The sequence below is a fragment of the Mucilaginibacter sp. AK015 genome, assembly GCF_014200785.1.
Lineage (GTDB): Bacteria > Bacteroidota > Bacteroidia > Sphingobacteriales > Sphingobacteriaceae > Mucilaginibacter.
Map to the genome: position 1 here is coordinate 501035 of NZ_JACHCV010000001.1, position 22249 is coordinate 523283.

21 protein-coding genes and 1 other RNA gene are annotated in these 22249 nt (G+C 44.0%); 9 read left to right on the top strand and 13 right to left on the bottom strand.

The features are described 5' to 3' along the window. Positions 1–66 precede the first annotated feature (66 nt). A complete protein-coding gene (locus HDC91_RS02080; RefSeq protein WP_183548026.1) occupies positions 67–1368 on the bottom strand; it encodes a DEAD/DEAH box helicase in 1302 nt (433 codons plus the stop codon). A gap of 44 nt (positions 1369–1412) precedes the next feature. Next, positions 1413–2702 (bottom strand): DUF5690 family protein, encoded by a 1290-nt coding sequence (locus HDC91_RS02085; protein WP_183548028.1) that lies wholly within the window; start codon positions 2700–2702, stop codon positions 1413–1415. A 130-nt stretch (positions 2703–2832) separates the two neighbouring features. Here HDC91_RS02085 and HDC91_RS02090 point away from each other — a divergent pair, with 130 nt between their 5' ends. Then, positions 2833–3252: a BLUF domain-containing protein gene (locus tag HDC91_RS02090; RefSeq protein WP_183548030.1), complete on the top strand. Its 420-nt coding sequence runs from the start codon at positions 2833–2835 to the stop codon at positions 3250–3252. Positions 3253–3376: 124 nt separating this feature from the next. Here HDC91_RS02090 and HDC91_RS02095 read toward each other — a convergent pair whose 3' ends face one another. The 6 genes from HDC91_RS02095 to HDC91_RS02120 form a co-directional block, all read right to left on the bottom strand. Continuing rightward, positions 3377–4753, bottom strand: a complete 1377-nt coding sequence (locus HDC91_RS02095) for a sigma-54 dependent transcriptional regulator (protein WP_183548032.1) — start codon at positions 4751–4753, stop codon at positions 3377–3379. 217 nt (positions 4754–4970) lie between these two features. Then, positions 4971–5359: RNase P RNA component class A (rnpB, locus tag HDC91_RS02100), an RNA gene on the bottom strand. A gap of 68 nt (positions 5360–5427) precedes the next feature. Beyond that, on the bottom strand, positions 5428–5850 hold the full coding sequence (locus HDC91_RS02105) for a cytochrome c (RefSeq protein ID WP_183548034.1): 423 nt from the start codon (positions 5848–5850) through the stop codon (positions 5428–5430). Then, positions 5850–6503 (bottom strand): SCO family protein, encoded by a 654-nt coding sequence (locus tag HDC91_RS02110; protein WP_183548036.1) that lies wholly within the window; start codon positions 6501–6503, stop codon positions 5850–5852. Before HDC91_RS02110 ends, HDC91_RS02105 begins: the two co-directional genes overlap by 1 nt. Further along, on the bottom strand, positions 6500–6910 hold the full coding sequence (locus HDC91_RS02115) for a hypothetical protein (RefSeq protein WP_183548038.1): 411 nt from the start codon (positions 6908–6910) through the stop codon (positions 6500–6502). Before HDC91_RS02115 ends, HDC91_RS02110 begins: the two co-directional genes overlap by 4 nt. A gap of 1 nt (position 6911) precedes the next feature. After that, positions 6912–7385 carry a DinB family protein gene (locus tag HDC91_RS02120; protein WP_183548040.1) on the bottom strand — a complete coding sequence of 158 codons (474 nt, stop codon included), beginning with the start codon at positions 7383–7385 and terminating at the stop codon, positions 6912–6914. A gap of 355 nt (positions 7386–7740) precedes the next feature. On the opposite strand from HDC91_RS02120, the gene HDC91_RS02125 reads away from it, so the two are divergent. Beyond that, positions 7741–9099: a GH1 family beta-glucosidase gene (locus tag HDC91_RS02125; RefSeq protein ID WP_255476639.1), complete on the top strand. Its 1359-nt coding sequence runs from the start codon at positions 7741–7743 to the stop codon at positions 9097–9099. Here HDC91_RS02125 and HDC91_RS02130 read toward each other — a convergent pair. Both HDC91_RS02130 and HDC91_RS02135 read right to left on the bottom strand, forming a co-directional pair. After that, positions 9067–11199: a HAMP domain-containing sensor histidine kinase gene (locus tag HDC91_RS02130; protein WP_183548042.1), complete on the bottom strand. Its 2133-nt coding sequence runs from the start codon at positions 11197–11199 to the stop codon at positions 9067–9069. The genes HDC91_RS02125 and HDC91_RS02130 overlap by 33 nt on opposite strands. Before the next feature lie 85 nt (positions 11200–11284). After that, positions 11285–12466, bottom strand: a complete 1182-nt coding sequence (locus tag HDC91_RS02135; protein ID WP_183548044.1) for an acyl-CoA dehydrogenase family protein — start codon at positions 12464–12466, stop codon at positions 11285–11287. 368 nt (positions 12467–12834) lie between these two features. Here HDC91_RS02135 and folB point away from each other — a divergent pair, with 368 nt between their 5' ends. Together folB and HDC91_RS02145 are read left to right on the top strand one after the other, a co-directional pair. Then, on the top strand, positions 12835–13191 hold the full coding sequence (folB, locus tag HDC91_RS02140; RefSeq protein WP_183548046.1) for a dihydroneopterin aldolase: 357 nt from the start codon (positions 12835–12837) through the stop codon (positions 13189–13191). Between the two features lie 7 nt (positions 13192–13198). Then, positions 13199–14599, top strand: coding sequence for an FAD-binding oxidoreductase (locus tag HDC91_RS02145; RefSeq protein WP_183548048.1), 1401 nt, complete (start codon positions 13199–13201; stop codon positions 14597–14599). An 82-nt stretch (positions 14600–14681) separates the two neighbouring features. Here the strand turns inward: HDC91_RS02145 and HDC91_RS02150 are convergent, their stop codons facing one another. Then, positions 14682–15128, bottom strand: a complete 447-nt coding sequence (locus HDC91_RS02150) for a thioesterase family protein (RefSeq protein ID WP_183548050.1) — start codon at positions 15126–15128, stop codon at positions 14682–14684. A gap of 135 nt (positions 15129–15263) precedes the next feature. Between HDC91_RS02150 and HDC91_RS02155 the strand changes: the two genes are divergently transcribed. Next, entirely contained in the window at positions 15264–15701 is a 438-nt protein-coding gene (locus HDC91_RS02155) for an Hsp20/alpha crystallin family protein (protein ID WP_183548052.1), read from the top strand. Positions 15702–15811: 110 nt separating this feature from the next. Here the strand turns inward: HDC91_RS02155 and HDC91_RS02160 are convergent, their stop codons facing one another. Further along, complete coding sequence (locus tag HDC91_RS02160) at positions 15812–16258, bottom strand: DinB family protein (protein ID WP_183548054.1); 447 nt, start codon at positions 16256–16258, stop codon at positions 15812–15814. A 12-nt stretch (positions 16259–16270) separates the two neighbouring features. After that, entirely contained in the window at positions 16271–16762 is a 492-nt protein-coding gene (locus tag HDC91_RS02165; RefSeq protein ID WP_162432440.1) for a YajQ family cyclic di-GMP-binding protein, read from the bottom strand. Positions 16763–16913: 151 nt separating this feature from the next. Here HDC91_RS02165 and ppk1 point away from each other — a divergent pair, with 151 nt between their 5' ends. From ppk1 to mtaB, 4 genes are all read left to right on the top strand, one after another. Then, positions 16914–18965, top strand: coding sequence for a polyphosphate kinase 1 (gene ppk1, locus HDC91_RS02170; RefSeq protein ID WP_183548056.1), 2052 nt, complete (start codon positions 16914–16916; stop codon positions 18963–18965). Beyond that, entirely contained in the window at positions 18962–19849 is an 888-nt protein-coding gene (locus tag HDC91_RS02175) for an ethanolamine ammonia-lyase reactivating factor EutA (RefSeq protein ID WP_183548058.1), read from the top strand. Before ppk1 ends, HDC91_RS02175 begins: the two co-directional genes overlap by 4 nt. Positions 19850–20013: 164 nt before the next feature. Then, a complete protein-coding gene (locus HDC91_RS02180; protein WP_183548059.1) occupies positions 20014–20577 on the top strand; it encodes a UbiX family flavin prenyltransferase in 564 nt (187 codons plus the stop codon). A gap of 246 nt (positions 20578–20823) precedes the next feature. Further along, complete coding sequence (mtaB, locus tag HDC91_RS02185; protein ID WP_183548060.1) at positions 20824–22143, top strand: tRNA (N(6)-L-threonylcarbamoyladenosine(37)-C(2))-methylthiotransferase MtaB; 1320 nt, start codon at positions 20824–20826, stop codon at positions 22141–22143. Positions 22144–22249: the final 106 nt, after the last annotated feature.

Below are 22249 nucleotides of genomic sequence, written 5' to 3' on the forward strand. Positions count from 1 at the left end.
GGCATTTTTTTTATCGCATTGTTTACCATCCTTCAGCTATTTACTCACACGATCGCAAGGGGCTTCCTATCTCGAAATATCTATCCTGATCTTGCGGCCTTTTATCTTTTCGTTCTTTACTAACGCGACAGTCCGTTCTATCAGATTTCGCTTAACGGCTGCGTACGAAGAATGATCCAGCACTTCGATCAAGCCGAGGTCCTCCTTAGCTAGCTCACCTTTTTTTAGCAGCAGGCCTACAATATCTACTTTGTTAATTTTATCTTTTTTACCTGCGGCGACGTAAACCGTGGCCCATGGCGAAAGCGGGGGAAGTGTTGTTTTAACCGGTAAAGCCTCCTCTTCGGGCATTTCATCCAGATAAGCGGGTTTTTCGCCGGGGGCAAGCAATAAATACGAAGTACCGGTAGCATGCATCCGCGCCGTGCGGCCATTACGATGCGTAAATGCCTCTTGGTTATGAGGCAATTGGTAATGTACCACATGCTCTATTTCGGGGATATCCAGCCCGCGAGATGCCAGGTCGGTGGTGATTAATACATGGTGACTGCCATTCCTGAATTTTAACAGCGCCCGCTCGCGGTCATCCTGCTCCATGCCGCCGTGAAAAATATCGTGCGGCAGGCCCCTATCGTAAAGCAAGTCGCTGATGCGGTCAACCGCCTCGCGGTGGTTGCAAAATATCAAAGTTGGTTTATCAGCTATTTTGCATATAAGAGCAAAGAGCGCGTCGAGCCTGTCGGCAGGTTCGCATATCACTACCTTTTGTTTAAGGGTTGAAGTAGTTACCGCATTGACCAGGTAATTCAGCCTGATCGGGTTATTAACACCGGCGAACGACGGTATCTCGTCCATTGCTGTGGCCGATGTAAGTATGCGTTTTTTTATCATGGGTAACTCGCCGATAATGTATGCCATGTCTGCCTGAAAACCAAACTCTAACGCCTTGTCAAATTCGTCCAGTATCAACGTTGTAATTGCCGCGGTCTCAAAGGTTTGGCGACGGATGTGATGCGCGATCCGGCCCGGTGTACCAACAATCACAGAAGGTGGCTGCGTAAGACTATTCAACTCTGTTTTAAGCGGGTGCCCGCCGTAAAAACAACTTATCTTAAAGCCGCTGCCCATTCCGCGAAAAAGCTGTTCTATCTGCAAGGCAAGTTCACGCGAAGGAACCATTATCATTACCTGTACAGTTGGAATATCAGCATTTAGCCGGTTTAGCAACGGCATTAAAAAGCCCAGCGTTTTGCCCGAACCGGTAGGCGCAAGCAGCACCACATCGCCTTTTTCTGCAGCATTAATGGCAGCCTCCTGCATAGGGTTAAGATTACTTATTTTAAGATTGCGGAGGGCTTGCTGTATCATGCGGTATGGATGAAGAAGAGACAAAGATAGGCTAAAGGCGGTACTTAATTATCAATGGGAGTGGCGATGTCCCGTTTATGATATTTACGTGCAAAATACCACGCAGAAAACAAGGTAAGCAATAAGCCGGCTGCCGATAGTGCTACCACGCTGTTGCTGAAAAAGGTAACCCAATTAAGTTTTACGCTAAATACTTCTTTTGAGAACAATACGCCCACACTGCCGATATAGCCAAATGAATCGGCAAGGTAAATCAGGAAACCTACATTGCCCGCGTACCTGAATGTAGCGATAAGCCTTTCAAAAAAAACAGCGTTAAAGGGGATATAAACCATGTAAAGGCCCAGGCCTACGGTGGTCATCCACCAGATGGGTGCAAGGGCGCCATTTATAAATATAAGGGTGGAGGTGCCCGCTATTAAAAAACCCAAGGCGATAAATATATGCGCGGTAATCAACGCGCGGTAGCTGTTCCTGATCATCACCATGCTGCCAATAAGCGCCAGTATCACCAGTGTAATAGGTGTTTCTGTTTTAGAAAATATTGCCGGCTGATTAAAAAATCCAATTTCTTTCCACATTTCCGCACCGAAGTTATCGCGGATATCTCTGAAAATGGTGGCAAATGTATAGATGACTATGCAAGCCGTTAAACCGGGTAAAAAGGCACGGACGAAGTTTTTCCGTTGTGCCTTGCTCATGGGGGTTCGTTCCATTCGGTGGGTGATGTCGCTTGCGTCCGGATCAGGGATCTTTTCCATCAGGTAAATAAACAACAGCAGGGGCGTCGCAAACACAAGGCCCGTGAAAAAAGGCACCCAAAATTCAGTGATATTAAACGCCAGCATTAGCCAGCCACCAACCGACCGCACAAACCCCGAAGCGAAAATAAAACTTACAGCCAGTGCAGCGCCAATAAAATCGGTACCGCGCCTGCCCTCTATATAAGAAAAAACCACTCCCCACAGCATTCCAAGCGGAAAGCCATTGATAAATAAAAACACAATATTATAAGGTACCGGCACCCATGCAAAAAATAACCAGCTAAACCAGGCAATGCCCGTAAGCAGCATAATGACTGCACCACGGCCGCTGCGTTTTAGTTCGGCAATGTACTTTACACCAAAAAATTTGGCCAGCATATAACCCAGCAGCTGACTGATCACCAACAGGGTTTTGTAACTGTAGCCGGCCACCGTTATACCATCAAATGTGGCCACTGTAAATGATTTACGAAACCCGAATATCATGGTATAGGCCAAGAATACCGTTATTGCTGCATAAATGTTTACCTGCAATGGAGAACCGTTGATTTTGGCGGGTTTTAAAAACATGATTAAGTTTATCGGTTAAAATAAATCATTTTTACTTACCTGAAAACCCTTGGGCATAATTATTTGCTTAATATTTGAATTGTGCGCAGTTTTGCTAAATAATTTTATAAAACAGCATTTTACCCAATTGATGAAAAATATTGTTTATTTAAGTACAGCCGTTAAATTAATGCACGAAAATCAACTGTTTGATATTTTACATAATTCCAGGCAGCATAATGCGGCAGTTGGTATTTCGGGTGTTTTACTGTATGCTGATGGAAATTTCATACAAGTTATTGAGGGAAAGGATAGCGTGATTGACGCGCTGTACGCCAGGATACAGGCCGACCAACGCCATACCAATATTATTAAGCTGATTGATGAGCCCATTGCCGAAAAGAACTTTTCTGAATGGCTTATGGGTTTCGCGGTAACGGATATTACCAAAGCTGAAAAGTTACTCGGATACTTAAGATCCGTTGCCGATCTTGATTTAAACAAGCGCAACAGCAGCGTGGTGGCCGCTATCAAAAACTTTATTGAAAATAACCGGCTTAATGTAGAATAAAGCTGCCATAACGGTGTGGTTTTAACCTGACCACTTATCATATAAAAATGCCTCCCTGACATTCAGGAAGGCATCATATTTATCTTGGTTAAAAAGATACGATGTACTGTATCTGCACAGTTTTTTATTCGCCTCTTTTTAAACCGAATTTCTCTATCTTACTGTATAAGTGGCTTCGCTGGATGTCAATATCGTCGGCGGTTTTAGAAACGTTCCAGTTGTTTTTTTCCAACTTGAATTTGATGTATTCGCGTTCGGCATAATCTTTATATTCCTGGAAATTGGTAAACTGGTCAAAATCTGTTTGCGGCGCGGCTGCGGTGGCAGTAGCTACTGCTGGTGCGGATGGATTTGCAAAGGCTTTAACATCACTATCGGTAATGATCTTATCGCTCAGTATTATTAAACGCTCAACCATATTACGCAGCTCGCGGATATTACCCGTCCACGGCAGTGCCTTAAGTGCCTCAACAGCGGCATCTGATATCTTTTTAGGCGGCATGCCGTATTCGCTGCATATCTCTTCTAAAAAGCTTTGCGTAAGCAAACCAATATCATCACGGCGCTCTATAAGCGGCGGTACATGTATCAGGATAACGCTCAGACGATGGTATAAGTCCATACGGAAATTACCCGCCTCAATCTCTTTTAGCAGATCTTTATTGGTTGCAGCAACTACCCGAACATCCACGTCAATTTCCTTTTCGCCGCCTACACGGGTAATTTTGCTTTCCTGCAGGGCGCGCAAAACTTTAGCCTGTGCCGACTGGCTCATGTCGCCGATCTCATCCAGGAAAAGTGTGCCGCCATTGGCACTTTCAAACTTACCGATACGTTGTTTTATGGCAGAGGTGAACGATCCCTTTTCGTGCCCAAAAAGTTCACTTTCGATCAACTCTGATGGAATCGCCGCGCAGTTAACCTCGATGATAGGGCCGTTTGACCGGTTTGACTTTTCGTGCAGCCAGCGTGCTACAAGCTCTTTACCGCTGCCATTGGCCCCGGTAATCAATACCCGGGCGTCGGTGGGCCCCACGCGGTCGATAGTTTCCTTGATCTTAACAATAGCCTGCGATTCCCCTAATATAGGGCGCACCTTTGAAACTTTACGCTTCAGTACCTTGGCTTCAACAACCAGGCTTCCCCTGTCAAGGGCGTTACGAACGGTTATCAGCAGGCGGTTTAGATCAGGCGGTTTGGATATAAAATCGAACGCGCCTTTTTTGCTGGCCTCAACAGCGGTTTCAACCGTACCGTGTCCGGAGATCATGATGAACGGCAGGTCGGGCCTTAGGGCAAGGCCTTCGGTAAGCACCTCCATACCATCCATGCGGTTCATTTTAATATCGCATAGCACCAGGTCGTAGTCGTTTTTACCTATAAGTTCAAGGCCGTCTACACCGTTGTCAACATCTTCAACAATGTAATCTTCATACTCTAATATCTCACGCAGGGTGTTGCGTATTGCCCGCTCGTCATCAATTATTAAAATTTTTGCCATGTGTTTCTTAAACTGAAAAAAGGGTAGAATGTTTGAGCGGCTAATATATAAAATTGTATAGTATTACGCACACTTTTTTCACTGCCACGTCGTAGCGGCGGTAAGAATTAAATACCAAGACCAATAAACAACCGGCCATGCATTATTATCCCTCGCAGATCGCTTCGCACTTTTTCGCGTGTTTTTATTAACAAAAAACCCCCTTTACGGGGGTTTTCACAGCAGCAAATCTGTAAGCCGGGTTTTGTACTCTTGTAAGAGCTTCTATCATTAATCTGGTCCTGCCGTTGCCGGCAGGATCTATCAACCTACCCATTCTGACGATCCCGAAGGACACGGATGCGAGCAGCACCGCTTTCAGAACCTATTTGGTTTTTCAACTCCTGAGGTTTACCGCAATTCCGGTCGCCCGGAAAAGCCGTGAGCTCTTACCTCACGTTTTCACCCTTACTCATGCCCCGATAGCTATCGGGATATGAGCGGTATATTCTCTGTGGCACTGGCTGTCGCCCGCTGCGGGCGCCTTCCTGTTAGGAAGCAGGATGCTCTGCGTTGCCCGGACTTTCCTCTTCAGTACAAGCCTGAAGCGATAGAACGTTTTGCGGGCATAAAGGTAAGTATTTCCCGGGAGTTGACAGATAATAGTTTATCGTAGCTTGACTATAAACTATCAACTATTTGCATGCTGACAAACCGGCATCGACATCCTCGCCGGTAATAGTACCCATTTTGTTGCCGAACGAGTTACCCATAAAAGTGAGCACTTTGGCGATGTCTATAGATGGCATATCAATATTGGCAGGCATAGCACCTTCATAAGCCCTGCCGTTCACGGTTAAAATGGTTTCTTTTATGCCATATTTTACAAAACAACCCAGTTGAGGTTTATTCTTTTTCAGGTAAGCGGTATCAGTAAGGGGCGGTATCAGGTTTGACAGCCCTTCGCCGTTGGCACCGTGGCAATTCTGGCATTTTTCTTTATAAATTAAAGCGCCGCCGGTATAGTACCGCTTAAAATCCAGTTCGGCCTCGCTTTGGCACGACGCAGTTATTACGCCAATTATAAGGGATATAAACACAATTACCTTTAATTTCATTATTGGGCTATCTCGGTGTTAACCTCTGCGCGCAACGTCTTGATGTCGGCTATCATCGCGCTTACTTCCTTTTCGCTGGTGCCATCGTACATGCCGCGGATACGCTTTTGTTTATCTACAAGTACAAAGTAGCCATCGTGCACAAAAATTTGTTTAGCGTCGGGGCCGGGGCGTTTAACCAGGTAATCCTGCGATATATTGTAGGTTTTATCTTTATCGCCCTGAAGCAGCCACCAGTTGTTGCCGCTGATACCCAATTTATCGGCATATTTTTTCAGAACGGCAACGGTGTCGTGTTTAGGGTCGATGGTGTGGGATATGATCTTAAAGTCAGGCACGTTCTTAAATCCACTATATACCTTTAGCATATTGCGATGCATAATAGGGCATATAGAAGGGCAGGTAGTGAAAAAAAAGTCGGCCACGTAAATGTCCCCTTTAAGACTGTTTTGTGTTATGGTATCTCCGTACTGGTTCACAAATTTAAAGTCGGGAATGGTGTGGTATATGGTATCTGTAACCTGTTTACCATTAACGGTTTTGCTTACTGCATCGCGGTTGCCCAATATCGGCAACTTGGGTTTACCCGCATCGTTAAATTTACAACCGGCTAAGGCAATGGCTACCAATAGCGCCGCAGCTATTTTTTTCATTTGGTTTTATTTTGTTTGATAAACTTACTTGCATTTGCCACAACAATGTTGAAATTACTGTCAATAGCATCAATTTTTTTCTTTTCGGCGGTAAGGTAGGTCATTATCTCGTCATGGCTTTTACCTTTATTTTCCGCGTCGAAACTGTGCATCCAGTTTTCCATGCGTGAATCGGCACTATCCAATTCGGTGATGTGGAGTTTTGCGCTATCCGTTACCGGTGCCGATATATTCGCCTTTATCAAAGTATCAAGCTGCATTTTGTTGATCATGATCAGGTTTTCCTTTTCCATCACCCGGTCGTGCACTTTTATTACTTCGTTAAACAGGTCTGTTTCCTGTTTCTTTTTATCTGTGCAGCTAAACAGCACAAAGCTTACGCATAAAGCGGCAATAATTTTTTTCATTTTATGATGATGGTGTTTGATTTAAATCACGCGCGTAAAAAATATAATCGGTTACCGGTAAATCGGCACCGGCCAATTTAAGATATACACCGGCCTGCGCCCTGTGGTGGGTGCCATGGTTTATTAAATGTGCCAATATATCACTCAATTTATCATGGTAGGTTATACCTTTTAAATTTTGATAGGTAACAACGGCATCAAAATCCGGTGGTTGCAATGTTTCCAGATAGCTTATCCACTCCGTATGGTTTTCATCGATGATAGCCCCAAGCTCGCTGGCAGCCCAAGCAGGCCACAACGGCCCTCCGGGAGCGGGCAACCCTTTGCAACGCTTAAGCCAGATTTGCTGCGCCGCAAGCATGTGGGCCATCAGTTGTAAAGGCTTGCCGGTTTGGCCGCTTTGCAATATCAGGTGGCTTATTTTGCTGCTGGCAACATGGTCGTAGTTAAGCAGGCGGATAAAATAGCTTTTCATCGGCAGTAAAAATACGCATACTGCATTTATTTCATAATACATTTGCGCTATATAGCGCAAATGTGCAGGCGATTGGAAAAATTTACATTGTAAAGGCACAAACTTAAAAACCCGGGCAATGTTAACAATTACATAACCTCGCAATTATTATAACTAAACACACCCGCGCTATATTTGAATAAACATTAACCAAACACCCATGAATATCATCAAAAAACTGGCCGCCATAATAAGCGACCTGCGCGAATGGATGTTTTTAAAAAGCATGCGTTCGTCTTTTATGCATTAAGTTTTTTATTGTAATGCTTTCTTTATACAATAATAATGCACATTTTGGGCGTTGTATCAGCTCAAAATGATGGACGTAGTTAATCCGGATATAGTACTCACTAAACAACTTTTTGGCGATGATTTTGCCTGGGGGGTATCCACAGCTGCCCTGCAGATAGAAGGATCGTGCGATGCCGATGGAAAAGGCCCTTCGATATGGGACACTTTTACCCGCAAAAGGGGCCGTGTCTTAAATGGCCATAACCCAACTATCGCCTGCGATTTTTATAATCGATATACCGAGGATATCGACCTGGTTAAAACGCTTAACATCCCTAATTTTCGTTTTTCTATCAGTTGGAGCCGTATTTTGCCAAATGGTACCGGAGAGGTTAACCAGGCGGGGATAGATTATTACAACAACGTAATTAATTATTGCCTTACGCAGGGTGTTGAACCCTGGATAACCATTTACCATTGGGACCTGCCGCAGGCCCTTGAAGACAAAGGCGGCTGGACAAACCGCGATATAGTAGGGTGGTTTAGCAACTTCGCCGAAATATGCGCTAAAAACTTTGGCGACCGTGTAAAAAACTGGATGGTTATGAACGAGCCCGCCGTATTTACCGGCGCCGGTTATTTTTTAGGTATACACGCCCCCGGCAGGCGTGGGTTGCGTAATTTTTTGCCGGCAGTTCATCATGTGGTTTTAAGTATAGTTGCGGGTGCAAGGGCTTTGCGAAAGATATGCCCAGGCGCCCACATCGGCAACACGTTTTCCTGCTCGCATATCGAGCCCTATGCCGATAAACCCCGGCATATTGATGCAGCCAAACGTGCTGATGTTTTAATAAACCGCCTTTTCATAGAGCCAATTTTGGGCCTGGGTTATCCTACAGAAGAAATTTCCGCGTTAAAAGGAATTGATAAATATATACAACCTGGCGATGCCGCCGATATGCGCTTTGATTTTGATTTTATTGGTATACAGAATTACACTCGCGAAATTGTTAAGTATTCCTTTTTTACGCCCTATATAGGTGCCAGCCTGGTAAAGGCCGAAAAGCGCAATGTTGAGCTAACCGATATGAAATGGGAGGTGCACCCGCCCGCAATTTACCACATGCTAAAAAAGTTTGACGCTTATCCGCAGATAAAAAAAATCATTGTAACCGAAAATGGCGCAGCTTTCCCGGATGCTGTTGTGGATGGCAGGGTAGACGACCCTAAGCGGACAAAGTATTTGCAAACTCACTTACAGCAGGTTTTGAAAGCAAAGCAGGAAGGATGTAAGGTATATGGATACTTTGTGTGGACATTGACCGACAACTTTGAGTGGGCCGAAGGCTACCACCCCCGTTTTGGACTTGTACACGTTGATTTTGAAACGCAACGGCGTATTATCAAAGCATCAGGCCGTTGGTTCGCTCAATTGCTGGGGTAGGTTTGCGGGGGCGTTAATTGGCGTAACCCGCAGGCTGATAAAAAAGGTTGTGCCTACATTGGCATTACTCTCAAACCATATTTTGCCGTTATGTTTTTCCATGATCTGCCGGCATATCGAAAGGCCCAGGCCAAATGACTTTTCGCCCGAAGTGCCAGGCCTTTGTGCGCTGGTGAACATGTTGAAAACCTGATCTTTAAGTTTATCTGGTATGCCAATACCATTATCTTTAACCGCTATTATAATTTTACCGCTATGCTCTGCAACCTTTACATGGATGGTGCCGCCGGTTGGACTAAATTTAATGGCATTGCTGATAAGGTTGCTGATAACCCGCCATATTTTCTCCCTGCTTATGTAAAGGTCCTGCTGCTTTTCCATGGTTTCCAGCAAAATGGTTTGTCCTTTTTCTGCAGCCTTAAACCTCAATAACTCTACACTGTTGCTAACCAGCGAATTAATCTCAACGTTTTGCAGGTTTAGCTCAACCGAGGCCATATTGGTAGCTTCCAGTATCTCGTTTATTAATTCAAGCGAGTTGATAGATGTTTCTTTGACCAGGTTTATCAATTCTTTTTGTTCTTCGGTGTATTCATCATCGGCCATCATTGATGTTAATGACGCTATGCCTCCGATAGGGTTGCGCAGGTCATGCGCTACGGTGCGTAAAATACGGTCTTTTTCCTGGCTGCTTTTTTCCAGTTCGGCAAGCGCTTTTTCTAAAATAGCATTTTGCTGGTTTATCTGGCCATTAAGTATATGTACAGTTTGAACATCTTTTTTAGAGCGTTTCCAGTTGCGATACACAAGTAAGATGATCACCAGCGCCATCGCCGCAAAAAATATGGTTACATACAAATAAATAACCTGTAGTTTATTATCGTTACTTAACGCTTCAATTTCGTGCTGTTTTTCATAATTGGCTAATTGCTGGTTCACATCGGTTTCCATCAGCAAACTGGCCCTTTGGGCGATCGAGTCTTTTAGCACATTGTACCGCTGGATATGCTGAATAGCATCTTTAAGGTTATTCTTTTTAACGTAGTAATTGCCTAATAACCGATGATAATCGGCCTGGGCATCGGGGTTCTTAACCGAATCTAACTGGTTGTGCAAGTTTTGCAGCAAGTTATATAGCAGATCGGTTTGGTTGGTGTTAAGGTATAATTGGCCCAGCTTTACCTCTGACAGTTGGGCATCGCGGTTATCATAGCCTTTTTGAAGGTTTATAGCTATGCTTTTTTTAAGCAGGTCTATAGCTTCGTTGTTCAGGCCCTTTTGTACATAAGTTTCGGCTTTGTTACCAAACACTACACCCCGTGCCATATCCAGGTGAAGCTTGCGGTCGGGGAAGTATTTAGCGTTGTCGTTGATCAGTTTAAGGGCCTTGTTAAAATAAATAATAGCGCTGTCGTTTTCGTTATTATGTTTATAGCTCAACCCTATATTGTCTAAAAGTTCCTGTCTGCGGTAAAAGCTTACAAAATCAGGCTTGCTGCCCGCTTCGGCTCCGGCGGTTTTATAGCTATCTTTAAAGTAATTGGCGGCAAGCTTATAATGGCCTTTTTTATACATGATCATACCCATACGATAGGTGTAATCCGCAAGGGCGCGCAGGTTTACATAATTTTTACCCGTAAGGTACCCCTGATAATATGACTGATAGGCATCAGTATATTGCTTTAACTCAAAAAACGCATCGCCGCGGGCAAAGTTGGCTTCAGCATAATTCATAGAGTACTGTTTGGGGTTAACACTCCTGTTAGCCATTGCCAGCATGCTATCGGCATATACCAGTCCTTTATTGTAATCGTTTTTTAGTTTTTGGTAATGGATGTAATTAAATGCGTAATATCTAAATCTATCGTTAATAGTAGGATTTGGTAAACGATGGAATGCCGAATCCATAAAATGCAGGCTACGGTCCGCGTCATTTTGTGCCCATATTTTATCGGCCTGGGCCTGTATAGCCAAATATTCGTCGGAGTAGTTGCCGTTATCGGTATTCTTTTTTTCGCACGAAAAAAGAATGAACAGAAAAGCATAAAGCCAAAGGTGCCTTGTCAAAGTTTGGGCAAAATGGTCTTTAAAACTAATCAACGCGGTAAGTATTAACAGGTACAACAAATATAATAAGCACGAAGTACTTCTTTGCTACTTACCGTATATTTTTTTTCTGTAAGTGTTACTTAAAAGCATTTTCGCCGGTTACATCCATCCCAGTGATTAACAGGTGAATGTCATGTGTACCCTCATACGTAATTACCGACTCAAGGTTCATCATATGTCGCATTATAGGATATTCGCCGGTGATACCCATTCCGCCCAGCATCTGGCGGGCCTCTCGCGCTATAGTTATGGCTACTTCAACACTGTTGCGTTTTGCCATAGATATTTGCGCCGCTGTAGCCCGGCCTTCATTTTTAAGGGTAGCCAGGCGCCAAACCAACAATTGTCCCTTTGTTATTTCGGTTATCATTTCAGCAATTTTTTTTTGTTGAAGCTGAAACCCGCCTATAGGTCGGCCAAACTGCACACGCTCTTTTGCATAACGCAGGGCAGTATCATAGCAATCCATCGCAGCGCCTAACGCCCCCCAGGCTATGCCATAGCGCGCCTGGTTAAGGCAACCCAGCGGACCCTTTAATCCCGATACGTTCGGCAATATATTCTCTTTAGGCACCTTTACGTTGTCAAAAACCAATTCGCCGGTTGCCGACGCGCGTAACGACCATTTGTTATGGGTTTCGGGGGTCGAAAAACCCTCCATGCCGCGCTCAACTATCAGCCCGCGTATCTTGCCGCTTTCGTCCTTAGCCCAAACAATGGCAATGTCTGCAAAGGGCGAGTTGGAGATCCACATTTTAGCGCCGTTAAGCACGTAATGGTCGCCGGCATCCTTTATATTGGTAACCATTCCGCCCGGGTTCGATCCATGATCAGGCTCGGTCAACCCAAAGCAGCCCATTAGTTCGCCGGCAGCAAGTTTAGGCAGGTATTTATGTTTTTGTTCTTCGCTGCCATAAGCAAAAATAGGGTACATTACCAGCGATCCCTGAACCGAGGCAGTTGAGCGTATACCCGAATCGCCACGCTCAATTTCCTGCATAATAATGCCATAGGCCATATAATCAAGCCCCGCGCCGCCATACTCCACCGGGATGGTTGGACCAAAAGCGCCTATTTCGGCCAGGCCTTTTAAAAGGTGCCTGGGGAATTCGGCCCTTTGGGCATAATCCTCAATAACCGGGCTTATTTCTTTCTTTACCCAATCGCGCACGCTGGCACGAATCAGTTTATGTTCTTCGCTTAAAAGTTCGTCTAAAAGATAGTAATCCGGTGCTTCGTAAAGGTCGGTCTTAGCCATATCGTTATAAATTGGTTGGTCAAATATAGAGCATTAAATGCCAGTTAAACGAAGCCCAAATCGTTGTTTTTGAATACCGCAAGGCACTTTATGTCAAAAAATAGGTTTAAACGGTTTAAAGCCGATTTTTGTGGTGAAACTTTTTTTAATAATCTTGACTGAGAGAGTAAATAATCGGCTGGTTGATAAAACTCACACTGAGTAATACAGCGCGCGACCATCTCTGCTGTGTAAAGAAGGTGAAAAATAAGATGGCTACTTTACCCTCTTTGCGCAGCAGAGAGAGCCGACCAGCGCAGCGTAGTCGGAGTGAGTAAAATAGCCTGCGGTCAATTTTAAACCTTCAAATATTCCCTTACTTTTGAAACATGATAAAAGTAGCGTTAGAGGGTGCCGAATTTTACGCTTACCATGGTTTTTACCGCGAAGAGCAACTGACAGGCACACAGTTTTTGGTAGATGTGCAGGTTGGCTTTATGGCCGATATTGATGTAGCGCAAGACAACCTGAGCAATACGGTAAATTACGAGGTATTATATGCGATAATTGACCAGGAAATGAAGGAAACCCGCAAAGTTATAGAAACTGTTGCCCAGGCCATACTTAACCGGGTTAAAACGGAGTTTACTTTTATAACAATGGCCGAGGTGACCATTAAAAAGCAGAACCCGCCTTTTACCGGCCCTATCAAACAATCAGTTATTACGCTCAGCTACCAAAAGTAAAGTCATCATGACCTATAATAAAATTACCGGGGATATACTTATACAACTTAAAAACATAGTTGGCGCAGATGCTGTCCTGACATCGACCGCCGACATTGAAAATTATAGCCACGACGAAACAGAAGATCTGGTTTACTACCCCGAAGTGGTGGTGAAGCCGCAAACAACGGCGCAGGTTTCTGCACTGATGAAGCTTTGTAATACAAACCTGATCCCGGTTACGCCGCGTGGTGCCGGAACGGGTTTGGCCGGAGGCGCTTTACCTATAAATGGGGGCGTACTGATTTCTACTGAGCGCTTTAACCGTATATTGGATATAGACGAGCAAAACCTGCAGGCCACTGTAGAACCGGGTGTAATTACTGAAATATTTATGAATGCCGTTGCCGAGAAAGGCCTGCTTTACCCGGTTGACCCGGCTAGTAAGGGCAGCTGTTATATTGGTGGAAACGTAGCTAATTGCAGCGGCGGGCCGCGCGTTGTAAAATATGGTACGATACGCGAGTATGTGCTGAACCTGGAAGTAGTATTGCCCACCGGCGAGGTGATATGGACAGGAGCCAATACCCTGAAATATGCGTCGGGGTATAACCTAACACAATTGCTGATAGGCAGCGAAGGTACTTTGGGTATTGTTACCAAAATTGTAACCAAGCTGATACCCCGGCCAACTATGGACGCGCTGATGCTGGCGTCATTTCCTACCAACGAGGACGCGTGCGCGGCGGTATCCGCCATATTCACGGCAGGGGTGGTACCATCGGGCCTGGAATTTATGGAGCGTAAGGGTATTGAATGGGTAATAGAGCATGATGGCATTGCTTTCGACCTGAAGGATGGGATAGGGGCGTTTCTACTCATTGAGGCGGATGGCAGCAACCAGGACGTGATATTTGCTGATTGCGAAAAGATAAACCAGGTTTTGGAGCAGCACAATTGCCAGGATGTGCTTTTTGCAGACACATCGGCACAGAAGGAGGAGCTTTGGCGCATCAGGCGAACGATGGCCGTGTCGGTGAAATCCAACTCGATTTACAAGGAGGAAGATACCGTGGTGCCACGCGCTGCGTTGCCGCAGCTAATAAAGGGTATCAAAGAAATAGGCAGCAAATACGGCTTTGAATCGGTTTGTTACGGCCATGCCGGCGATGGCAACCTCCATGTAAATATTATTAAAGCCGGCATGAGCGATGATGATTGGAACAACAAGTTAAAAGACGGGATCACCGAAATATTTGAACTTACCGTGGGTTTAGGCGGGACTTTATCCGGCGAGCACGGCATCGGGCTGGTGCAAAAGAATTTTATGCACCTTAAATATACGCCACTGCATTTCGCCATATGGAGGGGTATTAAACAGGTGTTTGATCCTAATGGGATATTAAACCCGGGAAAGATATTTAATTAAAATAAATGATCTGCCGCGGGGCGTGAAGCATCGCCGATAAGCATTTGTCAGACAGAACTTTTGCTATTTGATAACAGGGCGACTAATTCGTATTCAAAATCAATCCCGGCTCGTCATAATTGATCATGTTACTACGGCCCTCTCTGGGGATAGGGATAGATCTGTTATTAGCATAATCATAACTTATGCACACCGTTTTGCAGGTGGTGCAAATCTCGCTGCCTTTATCATTTGTTTTAACTAACAGGTGCATAATATCAAAACTGCTGTTGCCTATGCGGGTTACCCGCACGTAACAAACAAGCGTATCATCAATGGTAACGGGCTTTAAGTAATTTATTTCCGACCGGCCGATAACAATGCCGATATCCTTTAAGTCCCACCTGGCAACGTCGCGCCAATAATTAAACCGGCCTATTTCAAAATAAGTTAAATACACCGCGTTGTTGACGTGCCCGCGCGCATCGATATCCGAAAAGCGGATAGCGATATCTGTTTTGTATTTATAATCGGATAGTTTTTCAGCCATTAGCGACAATTTGTCTGTAAGAAAATGATATTGCCGACATTTTGTCTTGCAAAATTAGGATTCGATCTGTTGGTACAACAGTTGACCATCTTTATGCAAATTAACAAAAACAAAATTTAAAGGAGATATAAAACCATGACATTAGTAAAATTTAACAACGGCCTTAAAAACAACGCTCATCCTTTTTTTAACGATGTTTTCGATTCGTTACTGAATGATTCGTTCATCGGTGATAAATTGGTTGCCCGTATACCCGCCGTAAACATTGCCGAAAACGATAACGAGTTTCATATTGAATTGGCTGTACCCGGCTTAAAGAAAGAAGACTTTAAAATAAACCTGGACAAAAATATTTTGACAGTTGCCGCCGAAAAGAAAACAGGCGAAACTGCCGATACAAAAAAATACAGCAAACGCGAGTATAGCTACAACTCTTTTGTAAGATCATTTACCTTACCTGATAGTGTTGACCACTCAAAAATTGAAGCGGATTACACCGATGGTATCTTAACGTTAACCGTAGCAAAACGTGAAGAAGCTAAATTTCAATCAAGAGAAATAGCTGTAAAATAAGTTTATAGCTGGAAGAAAAAATAAAAGTGTTTTCATAAGTTGGTTTAGTTAAAAAGGCCGCTTCTATAGTTGGAAGCGGCCTTTTGTGCTCTATAACCTCAGAAAAACAACTAATTATCCAGCAGCCGGCGGTGATAATTCACCTGGCCCAAATGGTAACTTAAATGCGTGGCAAGGTGAACAAAGAAGTATTCGTTCGTAACATCTGTTGAAAAATTCCCTGCTGTTGAGATTTCGGACAGTTGTTCTTCAGTTATGGCATTTAAAGTATTTCCGATCATAACAATCGCCTGGTCTATTTTATCTACCAATTCTGCGCGTGGAATATTTTTAAGCGAAAATTCATCAGGACGGTTTCGTATATAGCCTGATTTGCCAAAATCGGCGCCAAAATAGGTATTAAGGTTGCCAACCAAATGTAAACAAAGGTTGCCCGTCGAATTAAGTATGCCTTTTTCGATATACCAAAGCTTTTCTTCGTTTTGGTAAGCTTGTATCTCAAGTTTTAAAGTTTCAAGATCGCGGATGATAAGTTTTCTAAGCGTATCTGTAATCATATACGGTTTACCTTAATTGCGCATATTAATATACTGTAGTGGCTGGCCAAAGTCCTGAGTACGGCAAAGGCTGATAACCGCCTGCAGGTCGTCTATTTTTTTGGCGGTAACACGCACCTGGTCGTTCATTATAGACGCTTCCACCTTCATACCGCTATCCTTAATTTTTTTTACCACCTTTTTAGCGGCTTCTTTATCAAGGCCCTCTTTTATTTTAATTTCCTTACGTATCATATTGCCCGATGCGTATTCCTCCTTGCCAAAATCAAGGGCCTTGGGGTCAAGGCCTTGCTTTACCATGCGGCTGATAATAGCATCGGTAATAGCTTTAAGCCGCATTTCGTTTTCGGTAACAATGGTAACCTCGTTCGTTTTTTTATCAAGATCGATGGAGCTTTTAGACCCGTTAAAATCGTAACGGTTCAAAATTTCTTTTTTTGCAGTGTTGATAGCATTGTCGAGCGTTTGGCCGTCTATCTTGCTTACGATATCAAATGAAGGCATAATGTAGTTTTTGTGGTTAATGCAAAGCTAAGGTAACTTTTGTTACCCCGTATATAGCGCAATATTAAATTTAATATTTAAAACATCTTAAAATGGCAATAAGTTAATATTAACTTAACAAATAAATAAGCAGTTTTGCCACTATAGCTATATGGATACTAAAAATATTCCTTTAATAAACAGGGAGATAAGCTGGTTGTACTTTAACGACAGGGTTTTACAGGAAGCCGCCGACCCAACCGTGCCCCTTATTGAAAGAATAAAATTCATGGCCATATTTTCCTCAAACCTCGACGAATTTTACCGCGTTCGTGTAGCTACGCTTAGCCGGCTGGCCAACCTGAACGAAAAAGCCAAAGAAATTTTAGGTTACAATCCTAAAAAGATACTTAGCCAGATAAAAACCATTGTTGTAAAACAGGAAAAGAAGTTTCATAACCTGTACGAGAACATCATTGTTAAGCAACTGGCCGAAGAAAAGATATTCATCCTGAATGATAAGCAACTTAACGTAACTCGGGGTGAGTTTGTTAAAAGTTTCTTCAGGGAGCGGCTGCTATCTACCCTGGTGCCCATTATGCTTGATGACGCACTGCCGCTGCCCGAACTGCGCGACCGGGCGATCTACTTTTTTGTAAAACTTACTAAAAATAAAAAATCACGTTACGCGCTTATCGAATTTCCCGATAATCTTTCGCGATTTTTGGTATTGCCCGAAACAAATGACCTGAAATTTATCATCCTGCTTGACGATATCATCAGGTACTGTCTGGAAGATATCTTCTTCATTTTCGATCACGATTCGATAGAAGCTTATTCGCTGCAGCTAACGCGCGACGCGGAACTTGATCTGGATAAAGAGGTGAGCGTAAAGTTTGTTGACGCGCTTGCAAAAAGCCTGCAAAAACGCCGCAAAGGCAAGCCAATGCGTTTATTATATGATAGCGAAATGCCGCTCGAAATGATAAGCTACCTGGTTAAAAAAATGAAGGTATCGCGGGGTAGCTTAATTCCCGGCAACAGGTACCATAGCTTTAAAAATTTTATATCGTTCCCTAACGTGGGCCGGCCCGATCTGGAATATAAAAAGAACATGCCCTTGCCTGTTGCCGGTCTTTCGTTTGGCAAAAGCTTAATGGGGACGATAGCTAAAAAGGATTTTCTGATCAGTACGCCTTACCAATCTTTTGATTATATCATTCACTTTTTACGCGAGGCCGCGATAGACCCACGGGTTAAAGAAATAAACATCACGCTTTATCGCCTTGCCGAAAATTCCAAGATCATCCACGCTTTAATAAACGCGGCCAAGAACGGCAAAAAGGTGAACTGCCTGATAGAGCTTCGCGCCAGGTTTGATGAACAGAACAACATTTACTGGAGCAACCGGCTGGAAGAAGAAGGTGTGAAGGTGCTGTATGGTATCGACGGTTATAAAGTGCATTCAAAAATTTGCATGGTAACCCGGATGGAAAAGGGCAAGCCTGTTTATTATTCATGCCTGTCTACCGGTAACTTTAACGAAAAAACGGCAGCCATATACGCCGACCATACCATTCTTACTGCGAATAAAAAAATAGCGGTCGATCTGTTAGCCATATTTAAAGCCCTTAACCGGAATACATTGCCCAAAGGGCTGAAAACGCTCATCGTATCGCCCATTGATTCGCGCCCCGCCATCTATGAACTGATAGATAATGAAATAAAAATGGCCAGGGCAGGCAAAAAAGCTTACATGATACTTAAGATGAACAGCCTTGCCGACGAACAACTGATAGGCAAACTGTATCAGGCCAGCAACGCGGGCGTAAAAATAAAGCTTATTGTAAGGGGCATGTGCTGCCTTATAGCCGGACAGAAAGGTTTCAGCGAAAACATTGAGGTAATAAGCATTGTAGATAAATATCTGGAGCATGCCCGTGTGCATGTTTTTTGCAACGGTGGCAAAGAGCTTATTTACCTAACCAGTGCCGATTTCATGACCCGTAACATTGATAACCGTGTTGAAGTTGGTTTCCCGGTATTTGATGACGACCTGCGCCGCGAGATAAGGGACATTATCGAGATACAACTGGATGATAACACTAAGGCAAGAGACATTACCGGCAACAGTGTTAACCGTTACCATAAAACCAAATCGGAACTGTTGACACGCGCCCAGATAGATATTTACAACTACTTAAAAAATAAAAACACAAATTGAGATACGCCGCCATTGATGTAGGATCGAACGCTGTAAGGCTGCTGATAGCCGGGATCATCGAAAATAACGATTCGGTATCCTTTAAAAAAATTACGCTGATACGTGTGCCCGTGAGGTTGGGCGACGATGCCTTCCTGCAAAAAAAAATATCAGACAATAAAGCAACCGACCTCATTAAATCCATGCAGGCGTTTCGTAACCTGATGGATGTTTATCGTGTTACCGATTATATGGCCTGCGCAACATCGGCTATGCGCGAAGCCCTGAACGGACAGGAGGTAGCCGACAGGATATTGGCCGAAGCAGGCATCGATCTGCAGATAGTGCATGGCGAAAGCGAAGCCAAGATCATATACGCCAGCCATGCCGAGGTAAACATCGATAAAAGTAAAAACTACCTGTATATTGATGTAGGCGGCGGCAGTACCGAACTTTCCTTGTTCAGCAACGGCGAATTGCTGGCTTCGCAATCGTTCAACCTCGGAACCATCCGCATATTGGATAACCAGGACAAGGACGAAACCTGGAACGAGATGAAGGATTTTTTACGCGAGCATACGCGCGGGTTAAAAACCATTTATGGCATTGGCACCGGCGGCAATATCAATAAACTGTACAAACTATCGCAGGAAAAAGATAACGTACCCATGAGTTATGTTAAGCTGCGGGCGTTGTATAACTACCTTAATTCTTTTTCGCTTAAAGACCGTATAAACGTGCTGGGATTGAACCAGGATAGGGCGGATGTTATTATACCCGCGTGCGAAATTTATTTAACCGTGCTGAAATGTGCCAATATCAAAAGCATTTATGTGCCAACGGTAGGTATGGTTGATGGAATTATCCAAACTTTGATCGAAAAAAACTACAATACAGCCCGTTAAATATATTTTAACAAATTGTTTAATAATTAATAAACTGTTGTTATATTTGTATTGCCCGCTCAAAGGGCATGTTTTTCATAGGTAGATGTAGGGTCGGGTACAAGTTATTCGACCCTTTTTTGTGCCCCTAACTTTTTATCCCTTACTTTGTTCAACTAAGCATAATGAAAAAGAAAATTGTAGTAGCCGTTACGGGGGCAAGCGGTTCTGTTTACGCCAAATTACTGCTGGATAAGCTGCAGGTTTTGCAAACGCAAATTGCAGAAGTTGCCGTGGTAATGAGCGACAACGCCAAACAGGTATGGGAGTTTGAACTGGAGGACACTACTCATGGCAATTACCCTTTTAAGATATACGCCAAAAACGATTTTATGGCGCCGTTCGCTTCAGGCTCTGCCCGGTTCGATACCATGGTTGTGGTGCCATGTTCAATGGGCACGCTGGGCCGCATAGCATCCGGCGTGTCTGACGACCTGATAACCCGAGCGGCCGATGTGATACTTAAAGAGCGCCGCAAACTAATTCTGGTAGCCCGCGATATGCCGCTAAACCTGATCCATATTCGCAATATGCAAACCGTTACCGAGGCAGGAGGTATTATTTGCCCCGCCATACCGTCGTACTATAGTAAACCTAAAACCGTAGAAGAACTGGCCATGACGGTAGTAAACCGCGTGATAGACCTGATAGGGCTGGAAAATGAGAGCTATCGGTGGGAGGGGATCTAATTTCATCCCGTTATTTCGCGATTTAACTAACCCGGTCGTTGCTTCGCTTGACCACACTCTCTCCATAAGCGGAAGAAGGTTGGGAATACCCGCTTTGCGGGGCGACCAGCGTAGCGTAATTGGGCTGGGTAAACTGTTCGCCAAGTTCCGACTTGTATTGAAATCCCGATTTTACATTCCCGTTAACAACCAATCTGTAACCTTTAATCAACTAATCTCTAAAAATCTTATCTTTGCGGCTTGCAAATGAATAAGAAAGTCGCTTTTTATACACTTGGCTGCAAGCTGAATTATTCGGAGACCTCGTCTATCGGGAGGATGTTTAATAACGCCGGTTTTGAAACAGTAGATTTTACCGACACCCCTAACGTATATGTAATAAACACTTGTTCGGTAACCGATAATGCCGATAAAAAGTGCAAAAAGATAGTTAAAGAGGCGCTGAAAATATCGCCCGACGCCTTTATTACCATTGTAGGCTGCTACGCGCAGTTAAAACCGAAAGAAATTGCCGAAATACCCGGCGTGGATATGGTTTTGGGCGCCGCCGAAAAATTTCAGCTGGTGGATCATATTACCGATCTTACCAAAAAACCGAAGGCTGTTGTTTTGAACCAGCCGGTAACGCATGCCAACCAGTTTGTGCCATCCTATTCTTTTGGCGACCGTACCCGTACCTTTCTGAAGGTGCAGGACGGTTGCGATTACTCCTGCACTTTTTGCACCATACCGCTTGCCCGCGGAAGCAGCCGCAGCGATACTATTGAAAACGTTATTGCGCAGGCAAAAGAGATAGCGGCATCAGGTGTAAAAGAAATTGTGTTAACGGGGGTGAACCTTGGCGATTTCGGTATCCGCGAGGGTAAGCGGCAGGACCGCTTTTTTGATCTTATTAAAGCTTTGGACGAAGTAGAAGGTATCGAACGTATTCGCATATCGTCCATAGAGCCAAACCTGCTTAGCGACGATATAATAGACTTTGTGGCCACCTCAAAACGCTTCGTGCCGCATTTTCACATTCCGTTGCAGTCCGGGTCAAACAAAATACTGGGTTTAATGCGCCGCCGCTACAAGCGCGAACTTTATACCGAGCGCGTTGCCAAAATAAAAGAACTGATGCCGAACTGCTGTATTGGCGTTGATGTAATTGTTGGTTTCCCGGGCGAAACACGCGAGGATTTTATAGATACCTATAATTTTTTGAACGACCTGGATATTTCGTATCTGCACGTGTTCACCTACTCCGAACGCGAAAACACCCCCGCGGCACACATGAGCGGTGTTGTGCCCGGCTCTGCCCGTGCCGACCGAAGTAAAATGCTGCATATACTGTCTGACAAGAAACGCCGTGCTTTTTACGAAACGCAACTTGGTAAAACCGATGAGGTGCTTTTTGAGGGCGATATCAAAGACGGCTATATGCACGGCTTTACACGTAACTACGTTAAGGTAAAGGCTAAATATGATCCGGTATTAGTTAACGAGCTTAAGGCCGTTAATTTAACGGCAATTTCACCGGATGGTGATGTTGAAATAACAGAAAGCGAAGAAATATTAGTGCATTAACTATTATATTCGCAGCACAAACCTGCGGTAAGTCAAAAGCCTTTAGTCGTAAGTCCTAAGAATAATTTACATTTAGAACTTAATACTTTCGACTTCAGACTAAACG